General features: G+C 73.1%; 9 protein-coding genes. 5 read left to right on the top strand and 4 right to left on the bottom strand.

Annotated elements, in window-relative coordinates:
- The first annotated feature begins 106 nt into the window (after positions 1-106).
- Complete coding sequence (locus C3492_RS11960; RefSeq protein WP_103811723.1) at positions 107-778, top strand: TIGR04222 domain-containing membrane protein; 672 nt, start codon at positions 107-109, stop codon at positions 776-778.
- Positions 779-862: 84 nt separating this feature from the next.
- On the opposite strand, the gene gcl is transcribed toward C3492_RS11960, so the two are convergent.
- Complete coding sequence (gene gcl / locus C3492_RS11955) at positions 863-2,650, bottom strand: glyoxylate carboligase (protein ID WP_103811722.1); 1,788 nt, start codon at positions 2,648-2,650, stop codon at positions 863-865.
- Between the two features lie 350 nt (positions 2,651-3,000).
- Here gcl and C3492_RS11950 point away from each other — a divergent pair, with 350 nt between their 5' ends.
- On the top strand, positions 3,001-3,849 hold the full coding sequence (locus tag C3492_RS11950) for a hypothetical protein (protein ID WP_308461142.1): 849 nt from the start codon (positions 3,001-3,003) through the stop codon (positions 3,847-3,849).
- Positions 3,850-4,058: 209 nt separating this feature from the next.
- On the opposite strand, the gene C3492_RS11945 is transcribed toward C3492_RS11950, so the two are convergent.
- On the bottom strand, positions 4,059-5,651 hold the full coding sequence (locus C3492_RS11945; protein ID WP_103811720.1) for an AMP-binding protein: 1,593 nt from the start codon (positions 5,649-5,651) through the stop codon (positions 4,059-4,061).
- Complete coding sequence (locus tag C3492_RS11940) at positions 5,648-7,321, bottom strand: AMP-binding protein (RefSeq protein ID WP_103811719.1); 1,674 nt, start codon at positions 7,319-7,321, stop codon at positions 5,648-5,650. Before C3492_RS11940 ends, C3492_RS11945 begins: the two co-directional genes overlap by 4 nt.
- 114 nt (positions 7,322-7,435) lie before the next feature.
- Between C3492_RS11940 and C3492_RS11935 the strand changes: the two genes are divergently transcribed.
- The 3 genes from C3492_RS11935 to C3492_RS11925 all read left to right on the top strand — a co-directional run bounded on the left by C3492_RS11935 (position 7,436) and on the right by C3492_RS11925 (position 12,276).
- A complete protein-coding gene (locus C3492_RS11935; protein WP_103811718.1) occupies positions 7,436-8,266 on the top strand; it encodes a response regulator transcription factor in 831 nt (276 codons plus the stop codon).
- 185 nt (positions 8,267-8,451) lie between these two features.
- The gene (locus C3492_RS11930) at positions 8,452-11,274 is read left to right on the top strand and encodes an AAA family ATPase (RefSeq protein WP_103811717.1); all 2,823 of its coding nucleotides are present in this window, start codon (positions 8,452-8,454) and stop codon (positions 11,272-11,274) included.
- A gap of 210 nt (positions 11,275-11,484) precedes the next feature.
- Positions 11,485-12,276, top strand: a complete 792-nt coding sequence (locus tag C3492_RS11925) for a trypsin-like serine protease (protein WP_103811716.1) — start codon at positions 11,485-11,487, stop codon at positions 12,274-12,276.
- A 112-nt stretch (positions 12,277-12,388) separates the two neighbouring features.
- Here the strand turns inward: C3492_RS11925 and C3492_RS11920 are convergent, their stop codons facing one another.
- Positions 12,389-13,525, bottom strand: coding sequence for a winged helix DNA-binding domain-containing protein (locus C3492_RS11920; RefSeq protein ID WP_103811715.1), 1,137 nt, complete (start codon positions 13,523-13,525; stop codon positions 12,389-12,391).
- Between the last annotated feature and the right edge of the window lie 27 nt (positions 13,526-13,552).

The raw sequence follows: 13,552 nt of genomic DNA, 5'->3' as shown, positions 1-13,552 counted from the left end.
CTCTGAAGACCGCGGCGGAGGCTTCAACCACCCCGGCGCCAGGGCACATTAACGGCACACGGGGCCCGTCGGCACGGGGGCGACGGGCCCCGTACGGGGGTGTCTGATGAGCCGCACGACGTCGAATCCGCCGGACCCTTGCGCGGTCGCGCTGCTGCGCGGGGGTGACCGCGCCGCTCTCACCGTGGCCGTGCTCGGGATGCATCTGCGCGGTGCGGTCGAGGCGGGCCGGCCGGGCACGCTACGCAAGACCGCGACCGGCGACGCCGGGACCTTCCGGTATCCGCTGGAGAAGGCCGTCCGTACCGCCCTCTACCGGCCCGCCGGCCCTCGGGAGCTGCCCGCCCGCGCGGTGGTCCGGCGGGCCCTCGCCCGGATGCGGGCCGAGCTGGCGGCGGAGGGACTGCTGCGGGTGCTGCCGCCCGGCCGCACCCGTGCCGCCCGCCGTCTGCTGGCCGACCTCCGCGAGCGCCGTCCGCTGCCCGAGGGGCGGGACGGTCTGCCGGAGGACGAGGTGCTGCTCGCCGTCGCGCTGTACGGCGGCCGGGCCCTGACCGTCCTCGCACCGCGTTTCGCCCGGGAAGCGGGGCTCACCGGCCGGGGCGCGCTCGCGGACGAGGGCCGCTTCCCGTTCGGCCGGGGCACCGCCTTCCGGTACGTCGTGGGGGACGAGGCCGGCTACGGCGGCTGGGACGGCGGTGGCGGTGGGTACGGCGGGCACGACCACGGGGGCCACGACTACGGGGGCGGGTGCGGCGGGGGCGGCGGATCCGACTGAGGGCCGGGCGGGCGCGCGTACGACGGAAGGGGCGGCCCGTCCGGATGACGGGTCGCCCCTCCCTCGCACGGCGGGTGCGACGGGTCAGACCTTCAGCGGCTTGACGGACGTCGGCGCGTGGCCGGGCTCGGTGGCCAGCTCCTCGAACTCGGTGATGTCGCTGATGTCCATGGTGCGGCTCATCGAGATGTTGGTGATCCGCTCCAGGATCGCCTCGACGACGACCGGCACCCGGTACTCGGCGGCCAGCTTCTTCGCCTGCTCGAAGGCGGCGCCGAGCTGGTCGGGCTCGGTGACCCGGATCGCCTTGCAGCCCAGCCCCTCGGCGACCTTGACGTGGTCGACGCCGTAGACCCCGATCTCGGGCGTGTTGATGTTCTCGAACTCCAGGTTGACCTGGAAGTCGATGTCCAGGCCGAGCTGCGCCTGCCGGATCAGGCCCAGGTAGGCGTTGTTCACCAGCACGTGGACGTACGGGATCCTGTGCTGCGCGGCGACCGCCAGCTCCTCGATCAGGAACTGGAAGTCGTAGTCGCCGGAGAGCGCGACGACCGGGGAGTCCGGGTCGGCCTTGGCGACGCCGATCGCCGCCGGGATGGTCCAGCCGAGCGGGCCCGCCTGGCCGCAGTTGATCCAGTGGCGCGGCTTGTAGACGTGCAGCATCTGCGCGCCGGCGATCTGGGAGAGGCCGATCGTGGTGACGTACCGGGTGTCCGGGCCGAAGGCCCTGTTCATCTCCTCGTACACGCGCTGCGGCTTCATCGGCACGTTGTCGAAGTGCGTACGGCGCAGCAGCGTGGCCTTGCGCTCCTGGGTGGCGGCGACCCAGTCGGAGCGGTCGGGGAGCCTGCCTTCGGCCTTCAGCTCCTTCGCCACCTCGACGAAGAGCTCCAGCGCGGCCTTGGCGTCGGAGACGACCCCGTAGTCCGGCGGGAAGATCCTGCCGATCTGGGTGGGCTCGATGTCGACGTGGACGAACGTGCGGTCACCGCGGTAGACGTCGAGCTTGTAGCCGGTGTGGCGGTTGGCCCAGCGGTTGCCGATGCCGAGGACGAAGTCGGAGGCCAGGAAGGTGGCGTTGCCGTAGCGGTGCGAGGTCTGCACCCCGACCATGCCGGCGTTCAGCTCGTGGTCGTCGGGCAGCGCCCCCCAGCCCATCAGGGTCGGGATGACCGGGGTCCGGGTCAGCTCGGCGAACTCCACGAGCAGGTCGGTGGCGTCGGCGCCGATGACACCGCCGCCGGCGACGATGACGGGGCGCTCCGACTCCAGAAGAAAGGTGATGGCCTTCTCGATCTGGGGCCGGGTCGCGGCCGGCTTGTAGACGGGCAGCGGCTCGTAGGTCTCCGGGTCGAACTCGATCTGGGTGAGCTGGACGTCGATCGGCAGGTCGATCAGGACGGGGCCGGGGCGGCCGGAGCGCATCAGGTGGAACGCCTGCTGGAAGACACCGGGGACCTGCGCGGCCTCCAGGACGGTCACCGCCATCTTCGTCACGGGCCCCGCGATCGAGGCGATGTCGACGGCCTGGAAGTCCTCCTTGTGGATCACGTTGGTGGGCGCCTGGCCCGTGATGCACAGGATCGGGATCGAGTCACCGATGGCCGAGTACAGGCCGGTGATCATGTCGGTGCCGGCCGGGCCGGAGGTTCCGATGCAGACACCGATGTTGCCCGGTGCGGTCCGGGTGTAGCCCTCGGCCATGTGCGAGGCGCCCTCGACGTGGCGGGCGAGGGTGTGGTTGATGCCGCCGCCCTCCTTGAGGGCCTTGTAGAACGGGTTGATCGCCGCGCCCGGCACACCGAAGGCGTCGGTGACGCCCTCGCGCTTGAGGATCTCAACTGCCGCGCGGGCAGCGGTCATACGAGCCATCGAGTACTCCTGCTTCGGCTGTCGGATGCGTACTCCCGTCGCGCCCCGCGGTGAGCACCCATGTTTTCCGCATAACGGAAATCTACTTCTACTATCTGGAAGCAATGTAAGGGGGTGGGGCAAGGTCGTCAAGAGTGGTCCGGACACCGGCAAGCGCCGGACAGGAGCGGCCGGAGAGGGGCACCATGGGAGCGCCGTCCCGACGCGAGGCCTTGGAGTGGGCCATGTCCGAGAGCGTTCCCGTGCGTTGCCCGGCCTGCCGGCGCGCCCACGTCTACACCGCGCCGGCGTATCCCTGCGCGTGCGGGGCACCGACCGCGCCCCGGCTGGATCCGGCGGCCGAACCGGCCGTGGCGGCGCACCGCGCCTGGGACGACGAGTGGCTCACCGTGTCGTGCGCCGCCTGCGGGCGCCTGGGCCACTGGCCCCACCCGGAACTGGGCTGCCCGTGCGGCACGGTCCTGCGCATCCCGGTGACGGGGGTGCGGGCGGCGGAGCCGACGGCGGGGGCACAGGGACCGGCCGGGGCGTGGGAATCACCGGGGACGCGGGGCCCTGCCGGGGCGTGGGAATCACCGGGGACGCGGGGCCCTGCCGACGTCCAGGCCCCGACGGACCCACAGGAACCCACGAGCCCGCCCGGACCCGCCGGCGCGCACACACCCGAGGGCGCGCGGGGGCCGTCCGGCTCGACGGAACCCGCCGGCGCACGGGAACCGCGTGGTGCAGGGGAACCCGCCGGCGCTCCGGGCCCGGCCGCGGTCCACCGCTCGTCCGGTCACCGGCCCCCCTTCCAGCCCCGCCCCATCCGTACCGCCCGGGACACCGTCACCACCGCCGCGCTGTATCTCCGCTGGCTCGGCTACCGGGACATCCGCCGGGCGGACCAGCGGCCCCCGAACGGCGTCGGGCTCGCCACCCGCGGGCTGCTCGCCCAGGTGGACCCGACCGCGCGGCCGGCCGGGCCGAGGGACGTGGAGTGCCTGTGGCTGACGGCGATGACCGAGTCCGCCGAGTGCGTGTACTTCTCCCTCGCGGGCTACACCGACGCCGCCCGGGCCGGCGCGGACGCCCTCGGCATCCCGCTGTTCGTGCTCGACCTCGCGGGGGTCCCGCAGCCGGTGAACGACCCCGCCGACACCCTGCACACCAGGGGCGCTCCGGAACGGGGTACGAGGGCACGCGACGGACAGGCCTGACCTTCTCTCCTCTCGCGGTACGGCCCTGCACGTACTCCTGTCGGCCGGCCCCGCCCATGTGAGTCGCACCCGGGCCGGGGCGACGTGACGGATCTGAAGCCGCCCACCCGACGGCCCCCGGGCCGAGCGCGCCGCCGACCGTGCGCTCGCCCGGGGACCGCCGTGGAACATTCACCGCATGCTCGTTCCCGGCCGTTTCACACCCGGGATCACACCCCGTACGTGTCCCGCAGCTCCACCTTCCGGATCTTCCCGGACACCGTCATCGGGAAGGTGTCGAGGAGCTGGAGCCTGCTGGGGACCTTGTAGTGCGCGAGCCGCCCCGCGCAGAAGTCCCGCAGCTCCTCCAGCGTGAGCGGGTCGGCGGGATCGCTCGGGATGACACAGGCGAGGACCTCCTCGCCGTACCGCTCGTGCGGCACCCCGACGACCTGGACGTCGCGGATCTTGGGGTGGGCGTACAGGAACTCCTCGATCTCGCGCGGGTAGATGTTCTCGCCACCCCGGATGATCATGTCCTTGATCCGGCCGACGATCTCGACGTACCCGTCCTCGCGCATCACCGCCAGGTCCCCGGTGTGCATCCAGCGGCCCGCGTCGACGGCCTCGGCCGTCTTCTCCGGCTCGTTCCAGTAGCCGAGCATCACGCTGTAGCCGCGCGTGCACAACTCCCCCGCCGTGCCCCGGGGCCGGGTGATCCCGGTGGCCGGGTCGACGACCTTGACCTCCAGGTGGGGCAGGACCCGGCCGACGGTGGCGGTGCGGTGCTCCAGATCGTCCTCGATCCGTGTCTGCAACGACACCGGGGACGTCTCCGTCATGCCGTAGCAGATGGAGACCTGCTCCATGTGCATCTCGGCCACCACCCGCTTCATCACCTCCACCGGGCACGGGGAACCCGCCATGATGCCGGTGCGCAGGGTGGAGAGGTCGTAGGAGGCGAAGCCGGGGAGGTTCAGCTCCGCGATGAACATGGTCGGGACGCCGTACAGCGACGTGCACCGCTCCCGCTGCACCGCCTCCAGCGTGGCCGCCGGGTCGAAGGACGGCGCCGGTATGACCATGCAGGCGCCGTGCGAGGTGGCCGCCAGGTTGCCCATCACCATGCCGAAGCAGTGGTAGAAGGGGACCGGGATGCAGATGCGGTCCTGCTCGCTGTAGGCGATCGACTCCCCCACGAAGTAGCCGTTGTTGAGGATGTTGTGGTGGGAGAGGGTGGCGCCCTTCGGGAAGCCGGTCGTGCCCGAGGTGTACTGGATGTTGATGGGGTCGTCGCAGGACAGCTCCTCGTAGGACACGTCGGGCGTCGCCCGTCGGAGCAGTTCGTCCCAGCTCGGGTCGCCGATGTACACGATCTCGCGCAACTCGGGGCAGCGTCCGCGCACTTGCTCGGCCATCGCCCGGTAGTCGCTCGTCCTGTGGCTGAGGGAGGCCACCAGCAGCGAGACGCCCGACTGCCTGAGGACGTACTCGGCCTCGTGGGTGCGGTAGGCCGGGTTGATGTTGACCATGATCGCGCCGACGCGTGCGGTGGCGTACTGCACCAGCACCCACTCCGGGCAGTTGACCGCCCAGATGCCCACCCGGTCGCCCTTGGTGACGCCACTGACCACCAGGGCCTGTGCCAACTCCTCGACGGCCGCCCCGAATTCCGCGTAGGTCCAGCGCCGCCCGGACGGCACGTCGACCAGGGCCTCGCGGTCCGGCCAGGTCGCCACGGCCCGGTCCAGGTTGGCGCCGATGGTGTCGCCGAGCAGGACGGTGGGGCTCGTCCCGTGCGTGTACGACAGCGACGATGTCACCGGAAGTCCTCCTCGCGGTACTCGTTCTGAGAGCCGGCCGCCGTGGCCTCGCGCAGCTCGATCCGGCGGATCTTGCCGGAGACGGTCTTGGGCAGCGCGCCGAACTCCAGCCGGCGGATGCGTTTGTAGGGCGCGAGCACGTCACGGGAGTGCTCGAAGATGACCTTCGCGGTGTCCGGGCCGGGCTCCCAGCCCTCGGCGAGGACGACGTACGCCTTGGGCACCGCGAGCCGCAGTGCGTCCGGGGCGGGGACGACGGCCGCCTCGGCCACCGCCTCGTGCTCCAGCAGGGCGCTCTCCAGCTCGAACGGGCTCACCTTGTAGTCGGAGGCCTTGAAGACGTCGTCGCTGCGCCCGATGTAGGTGAGGTATCCCTCCTCGTCCCTGGTGGCGATGTCCCCGGTGCGGTAGTAGCCGCCCGCCATGGCCTCCGCCGTGCGGTCCGGGTCGCCGTGGTAGCCGGTCATCAGGCCGACCGGTCGCTCGGCGAGGTCGAGCGCGATCTCGCCCTCGGTCGCGCCGGGCGCGCCGGAGACCGGGTCCAGGAGTTCCACCCGGAAGCCGGGGCTGGGGCGGCCCATGGAACCGGTCTTCAGCGGCTGGCCGGGGCTGTTGGAGACCTGCACGGCCGTCTCGGTCTGCCCGAAGCCGTCCCGGACGGTCACCCCCCAGGCGCGCCGGACCTGCTCGATGACCTCCGGGTTGAGCGGCTCGCCGGCGGCCACGACCTCGCGGGGCGGGGTGCGCAGCTGCCCGAGGTCGGCCTGGATGAGCATCCGCCACACGGTCGGCGGGGCGCAGAAGGTGGTGACGCCGGCGCGGTCCATCTCGGCCATCAGCCGGGCCGCGTCGAAGCGGGTGTAGTTGAAGACGAAGACGGTCGCCTCCGCGTTCCACGGCGCGAAGAGATTGGACCAGGCGTGCTTGGCCCAGCCGGGCGAGGAGATGTTCAGGTGGACGTCGCCGGGCTTGAGGCCGATCCAGTACATGGTGGCGAGGTGCCCGATGGGGTACGAGGTGTGGGTGTGCTCGACCAGCTTGGGGCGGGCGGTCGTCCCGGAGGTGAAGTAAAGCATCAGCGGGTCGTCGGCCAGCGTCGGGCCGTCCGGGACGAAGTCGGCGGGGGCCGCGTAGGCGTCCTCGTACGGCTCCCAGCCCTCCTCCGGCAGGCCGCCGACGGAGATCCGGGTGTAGGCGCCGGGCACGTCGGCGAACTTGGCGGTGTCCTCCGCCCGGACGACGACGTGTTTCACCCGCCCCCGCTCCACCCGGTCGGCGAGGTCGGCCGGGCCGAGCAGCGGGGTGGCCGGGATGACGACCGCGCGCAGCTTCATCGCGGCCAGCGCGGTCTCCCAGAGCTCGGCCTGGTTGCCGAGCATGACGAGGACGCGGTCCTCGGCGGCGACCCCGCGCTCGCGCAGCCACCGGGCCACCCGGTTCGACCGTTCGGACAGCTCCGCGAAGGAGAGCCGGGTCTCGGTGCCGTCCTCCTCGACGATGTGCAGCGCTGTGCGGTCGTTGCCGTCGGCGATCTCGTCGAACCAGTCCAGCGCCCAGTTGAAGTGCTCGGGCCGGGGCCAGCGGAAGCCCTCGTAGGCGGTGGCGTAGTCCTCTCGGTGTTCCAGCAGGAAGTCCCGTGCCCTGCGGAACATCTCCGTCGCCGTCGTCATCGGTTCTCCTCCTATGCTCCGGACCATTGCCGGGCGGCTCTCTGGCATCGTCTAATCCGTGATGCGGGTCTCACTACCCCCGAACGGGGGTGTGGGCGGCCGAAAGGGCGAACGGTGACGGCGGACGCGGTGGGGGCGGTGGAGATCGGTGGCGCGCTGGCCCGGCTGCGGCGGGCGACGGGACTCCCCGTGGCCTTCGGTGGCCTGGTGGAGTCCGGCCGGCCGCAGATCCGGATCAGCGAGCTGAGCGGCACGACCACGGCCGCGCTGCGCTCGCTCGCGGTGACCTCCGGCAGCGGGCTCGGTGGCAAGGCGGTGGCGCTGGCCCGGCCGTGCGCGGTGACCGACTACTCCAGCTCACGGCAGATCAGCCACGAGTACGACGTACCGGTGGCCGCCGAGGGCATCCGCGCGGTGCTCGCCGTGCCGGTGGTGGTGCGCCGCCGGGTGCGCGGGGTGCTGTACGGAGCGCTGCGCTCGGCCCGGCCGCTCGGTGACCGCACACTGGACGCGGCGGTGGCGGTGGCGCGGGACGTGGAGCAGACGCTGGTGGTGCGGGACGAGGCGCGGGAGTTGCTGGCGGCGGCCCGGCCCGAGCGGACCGGCCCCGACGACGGTGCCGTGTGGGAACAGGTGCGCGAGGCGCACGCGGCGCTGCGGGCGCTGGCCCCCCGGATCGCCGATCCGCGGCTGCGGGCCGAACTGCTGGCCGCGTGCGGGCTGCTGACGGCGCCGCCGCGAGCCGGGGGCGTGACCCTGGCGCCACGCGAGGTGGACGTGCTGTCCTGGGTGGCGGCGGGGGCCACCAACGCGGCGGTGGCCGAGCGGCTGGGCATCGGCCCGGAGACGGTCAAGGGGTATCTGCGTTCGGCGATGCGGAAGCTGGGCGCGCACACACGAGGGGAGGCGGTGACCGCGGCGCGCAGGGCGGGACTGCTGCCGTAGCCCGAGGCCGGCCAGGAAACCTGACGGTCATGAAACCCGTCGGTTGGGAAACCTGACCATTCAGCCGGCGCAACTTTGAATTTCCCTCTGCTTGACCGTTTGTTATTTCCCTCACCAGGGCTTCCGTCCGAATTTCAAGGATCGTTGCCTAGAATTTGGTCCGGACACGACACACGAGGGGAGCGGTGACCGTGCGACGGGACTTCCAGGAGCCTGCCAGGTGCCGCCCCGACCTGGTCATCGGTCGCGAGGAGCTGTTCGCGTCCGCGCGTGAGCAACTCGCCTCCGGGGGCAGTGTGCTGCTCCACGGCCCCGCCGGAATAGGGAAATCCACCGTCCTGCGGGCATTGGCCGAGGAATACGGCGCCACCGCGCGCACGGTCTTGCGCTGCTCGGCGACCGAGTCCGAATCCCACCTCCCCTTCCTCGCCCTCGCCGACCTCCTCGGCCTGGTGCTCGACGAGGTCTCCCCACGACTGCCCGCCGCCCAGCGCACCGCCCTGGAGTCGGCGCTCACCGGCCGCGGCGAGTCCAGCCTCCAGCGGGACGGACTCGCCCTGCGCCTGGCCGTGCTGTCCGCGCTGCGCGCCCTCGCCGCCCACGGCCCCGTCCTGGTCGTCGCCGACGACCTCCAGTGGCTGGACCCGGCCAGCGCGGAACTCCTCGGCTTCGCCGCCCGGCGCCTGGAGGGCACCCCGGTGCAACTGCTGTGCGCGGTCCGCACCGAGGGCCGGCAGAGCCAGGAGTACGACCGCCACCTGCGCGCCTGCCCGCCGGGCACCCTAGCGGTCCGGCTGGGCCCGCTCTCCCGCACCCAGGTCGCCGAACTGCTCGACCACCGCGGCCACGGCTGCCTGTCCCGCTCCACCGTCCGCGAGATCCACCGCACCAGCGGCGGCAACCCGCTCTTCGCCCTGGAGCTGGGCCGCGCCCTCGCCGACAGCCCCACCCCGCCCCGGCCGGGCGAGCCGCTGCCCGTGCCGACCTCGCTGCGCGCCCTCGTGCTCAGCCGTCTGGACATGCTCTCGGTGGAGGCCCGCCGCACCCTGCTGGTGGCCAGTGCCGGCGCCCGCCCCACCCCGGCCCTGCTGCACGCGGCCGGCCGGGAGAACGCCGAGGCCGAGTGCGCCCAGGCCGCCGAACTCGGGCTGCTGGCCACCGAGCCGGACGCCCCGGCCGTACGGTTCGCGCACCCGCTGATATCCGCCGCGCTGTACGCGGAGGCGCCCGCCCACGAACGGCGGGCCGCGCACGCGGCGCTGTCCACCGCCGCCTCCGACCCGATCGAACGGGCCCGGCACCTGGCGCTCGCCACCACCGGAACCGACCCGGAGGTCGCCGCCCGGCTCGCCGAGGCCGCCGCCCTCGCCCGGGACCGCGGAGCGCCCTCGGTCGCCGCCCAGCTGGGGCTGCTCGCCGCCCGGCACACCCCGGCCGACGGCACCCCCAGCCCGGAGGAACGCCGGCTGACGGCCGCCGAGGACGCGATCACCGCCGGCGAGGTCGACCTGGCCCGGGACATCGCCCGGGAGGTGCTGGCCCGGGCGACCGTGCCCGCCGACCGGGTGCGGGCCTGGATGATCGTCATCGACACCGCCGGCCACACCATGGCCGAGGTCGACGCCGTCTTCCCGCAGGCCCTCGCCGACGCCGGCGACGACCCCCGGCTGCTCGCCCTGGTCCACTACCAGCTGGCCTGGCGCGCGCTGATCGTGGAGGGCGACTTCACCGAGGCCCGGCAGGCCGCCGCGCACGCCGCCGAGCTGGCCGCCCGCGGTGCGGACCGGCGCACCGAGCTGCTCTCCCTCGCCTTCCAGGCGCAGACCGAGACCCTGATGGGCCATCCGGAGGCGCCCCGCACCATCAAGCGGGCCCTGAAGGAACCCCAGGACCCCCGGGTGGCGTGGCATCACAACGGCGCGGGCAGCGCCCGGTTCCGCTGGCTGGTCATGGGCGACCAGCTGGCCGAGGCCCGGACCACCGTCACCGCGCTGCTGCGCGAGGTGCGCCGGCGCGGCTCGGTGGAGAGCGAGGTGCACTTCCTGCGCGGCCTCGCCGAGACCGAGCTGCGCGCCGGGCACTGCGGACGTGCCCTGGAACTGGCCCGCGACAGCCTGCGGCTCGCCCGGGACTCCGGGATCGGCGAGACCGCCTCGGCGATGCTCACCTCGCTCGCCGAGGCCTCCGGCGGCGATGTGGACCGCGCCCTGGCCCTCGCCCGGGAGGCGGTGGACCACGCCGAGGAGGACGGCGACCAGATGTACCTGTCCCGCGCGCTGGGCGCCCTCGGGTACGCCCAGCTCGTGGCCGGGGACCCGGCGGGCACCGTGCGCTCGCTGCGCCGGGTGCGCACCCTGGAGCTGGGCCTCGGCATCACCGACCCGGCCCGGGGCCGCTGGCAGGGCGACCTCGCCGAGGCGCTGGTCCGGATCGGTGAAGTGGCCGAGGCGCAGGACGTCATCGACGTCAGCCGGGAACACGCGCTGCGGCTCGGCCGGGAGAGCGTCCTCGCCGTGCTCGACCGGTCCGAGGCGCTGGTGCGCGCCGCCCGGGGCGACCTGGAGGCCGCGCTCGCCCAGCTGACGTCCGCTCAGGACCGGCTCGGCAAGCTCGGCTACGGCCTGGAGGAGGCGCGGGCCGCGTTCGCGCTGGCCCGGCTGCGGGGCGGCCCAGGGCCGTCACCCGCGGTGTTCGACGAGGCCACCCGGATGTTCCGGCGCTGCCGGGCGCTGCCCTGGCTGCGCCAAGTGGACGAATCCCCGGCCGCCGACGGTCCGGAACCGGCACCGGCCGTGCCGGAGGCGCCGGCCGCGCTGCACGCGCTGGCCGCGATGGAGCGTCAGGTCGCCGCGCTCGTCATGGAAGGCGCCACCAACCGGGAGATCGCGGCCCGGCTGTTCATCAGCGTGAAGACGGTGGAGGCGACCCTGACACGGGTCTACCGCAAGCTGGGGATCCGCTCGCGGGTGGACATCGTCCGATTGGCGGCAGGTCACCGCGCGCCCTGAGCGGTGCTCTTGTTAACTGAACCGGACCGAGGGTTTTCCCTCACCCAACCCCCTAGGGGGTTCCCTCATTGGGAGCCGAGGGTGCCGGGTCCTAGCGTAATGGGCGTGCCGCTCGCCCGGGCACATGGGGGTCGGTCCCGCGACCCCCATGCAAACCCCCCACACAGACCCGCGCGACCCCCCACCGGTGCAACCCCACTGAGGAGACTCATGTTCGGGCTCACACGTGCAAGAAAGACCGCCGCGACCGTGGTGGCCACCGCCGCCGCGGCGGCGTCCGCGCTGCTCGCCTCCCCCACGGCGAGCGCCGCGCCTCAGCCCATCGTCGGCGGTACGACCACCACGACGACCGCGTACCCGTTCATGATGCAGATCACGGACGCGTCCCAGAACCAGTTCTGCGGCGGCACCCTGGTGGCGCCCAGGAAGGTGGTGACGGCCGCGCACTGCATGGTCGGCGAGACCACGAGCAGCGTCCGCGTGGTCGGCGGCCGGACCTACCTCAACGGCACCAACGGCACGGTGAGCCGGGTCAGCAACATCTGGATCAACCCGGACTACACGGACGCCACCAACGGCGACGACGTGGCCGTGCTGACCCTCTCGACGTCGATGCCGTACACCACGGCGAAGTACGTCTCCTCCTCCCAGACGGGCGTGTACGCGGCCGGCACCACCGCCCGCATCCTCGGCTGGGGGACCACCTCGGAGAACGGCGGCTCCTCCAACCAGTTGCGGACCGCGACCGTCCCGGTCGTGTCCGACTCCAGCTGCCGCTCCTCCTACGGTTCGGACTTCGTCCAGTCCGACATGGTCTGCGCCGGATACACGTCCGGCGGCGTTGACACCTGCCAGGGCGACAGCGGCGGTCCCCTGCTCATCGGGGGCGTCCTGGCAGGGATCACTTCCTGGGGCGAGGGGTGCGCGGAGGCCGGTTACCCGGGTGTCTACACCCGGCTGACCACCTTCTCGAACCTGGTGACCGCGCAGGTCAACTCGTGACCCGGAAGATTTCCCGAGCACCGCTCGGGTGACGGCCGGGGGGCGTTGCGGGCCACCACGAGCGGCCCGCAACGCCCCCTCTCCACCGCTCCGGTCGCGTCGACGGCCGCCCTCACCGCCGTACGACGTCCCCGAACCGGATGTCGTACGCGGCGCCCGGGTGCATGACCGCGAGCATCCGCTCCCCCTCCGCGGTCACCTCCTCCCGCCGCGCCCTGCTCAGCCCGGCGAAGGTCTCGATGACGAGGGCGCCGCCGTCGAGCTTCCACAGACCGGCCAGGAAACCGTCGACCAGCAGCACCCGGTGGGCCTGGTTGCCCTGCCAGTGCCGGCCGCGGTGCGCGGGCGGTACGACACGGGTGCGGTCGGCGTGGCCGAGCAGCAGGTTGTCGAACTCGGGCAGGAAGCGGGGCGGTGCGGGGGTGGCCGGGTCGGGGCGCGGGGCGTCGGGGAGGTCGAAGAGTTCGACACCGTCCGGGTCACGGAAGGTCAGCAGCCGGGGGCGCAGGCGCTCGAAGGCGGGCTTGAGGCGGGTGAGCCCGGCCCAGGTCTGCATGTCCCGCACGGAGGCGGGACCGAAGGCCGCCAGATAGCGCAGGATCACGGCGTCCGGCGTGGGCGCGGGTCCGGCGGGGCGGCCCAGCCAGTGCTCGACGGTGGTGAGGGCGACCTGGCCGCTCTGGTCCCACAGACCGCGCGGGGTCACCTGGACGAGCGGGAGCGTGCAGCGGGCCGCGACGGCGAGGGCCCGCGGGTCGGCGTCCGGCCACTCGGCGCCGAGCGCCGCGCGCAACTGGGCCATGGTCCGCGGCTCGGCCTCCACCAGGTCCCGGGCGACGGCCGCGAGCCGGCCCAGGTCGACGCCGGTCAGCCCCGTGCGGAAGTTCCCCAGCTCCCGGTCGCGGGCCGGCTGGACGAAGGGCCGCAGGGCAAAGCAGTCGTCGGCGGTGTGGGTGTGGATCGTGGAGCGCAGCGTGACGATCCGGGCCACGTCCCGGCCGGCCATGAGCGTGGCCAACCGCTCCGGCGTGAAACCGTCCAGCCGGGCGGCGAGGGCGTAGTACGGGGGTCTGGTGTTCTGCGCCTGGAGCCCGAGGAGATGACTCACCGCGTCCCCGGCCGACCGCGCGGACCGGCTCAGCAGGAGCTGCCGGGCGAGGGTGGCGCGGTTCAGCGCACGGACGTCCATCACCGGGGCGCTTCCCGAACCGCTCCGGACGCTGCTCTGCTCACCGCTGCTCTGGGTCATGGGCGCACGCTAACGCCCGTCGCGGAC

It is taken from the genome of Streptomyces sp. Ru62 (assembly GCF_002920615.1).
In the GTDB taxonomy this organism is placed as follows: Bacteria; Actinomycetota; Actinomycetes; order Streptomycetales; family Streptomycetaceae; genus Streptomyces.
Note: the sequence above shows the minus strand (reverse complement) of the source record. Positions and strands in the feature narration are given on the sequence as shown.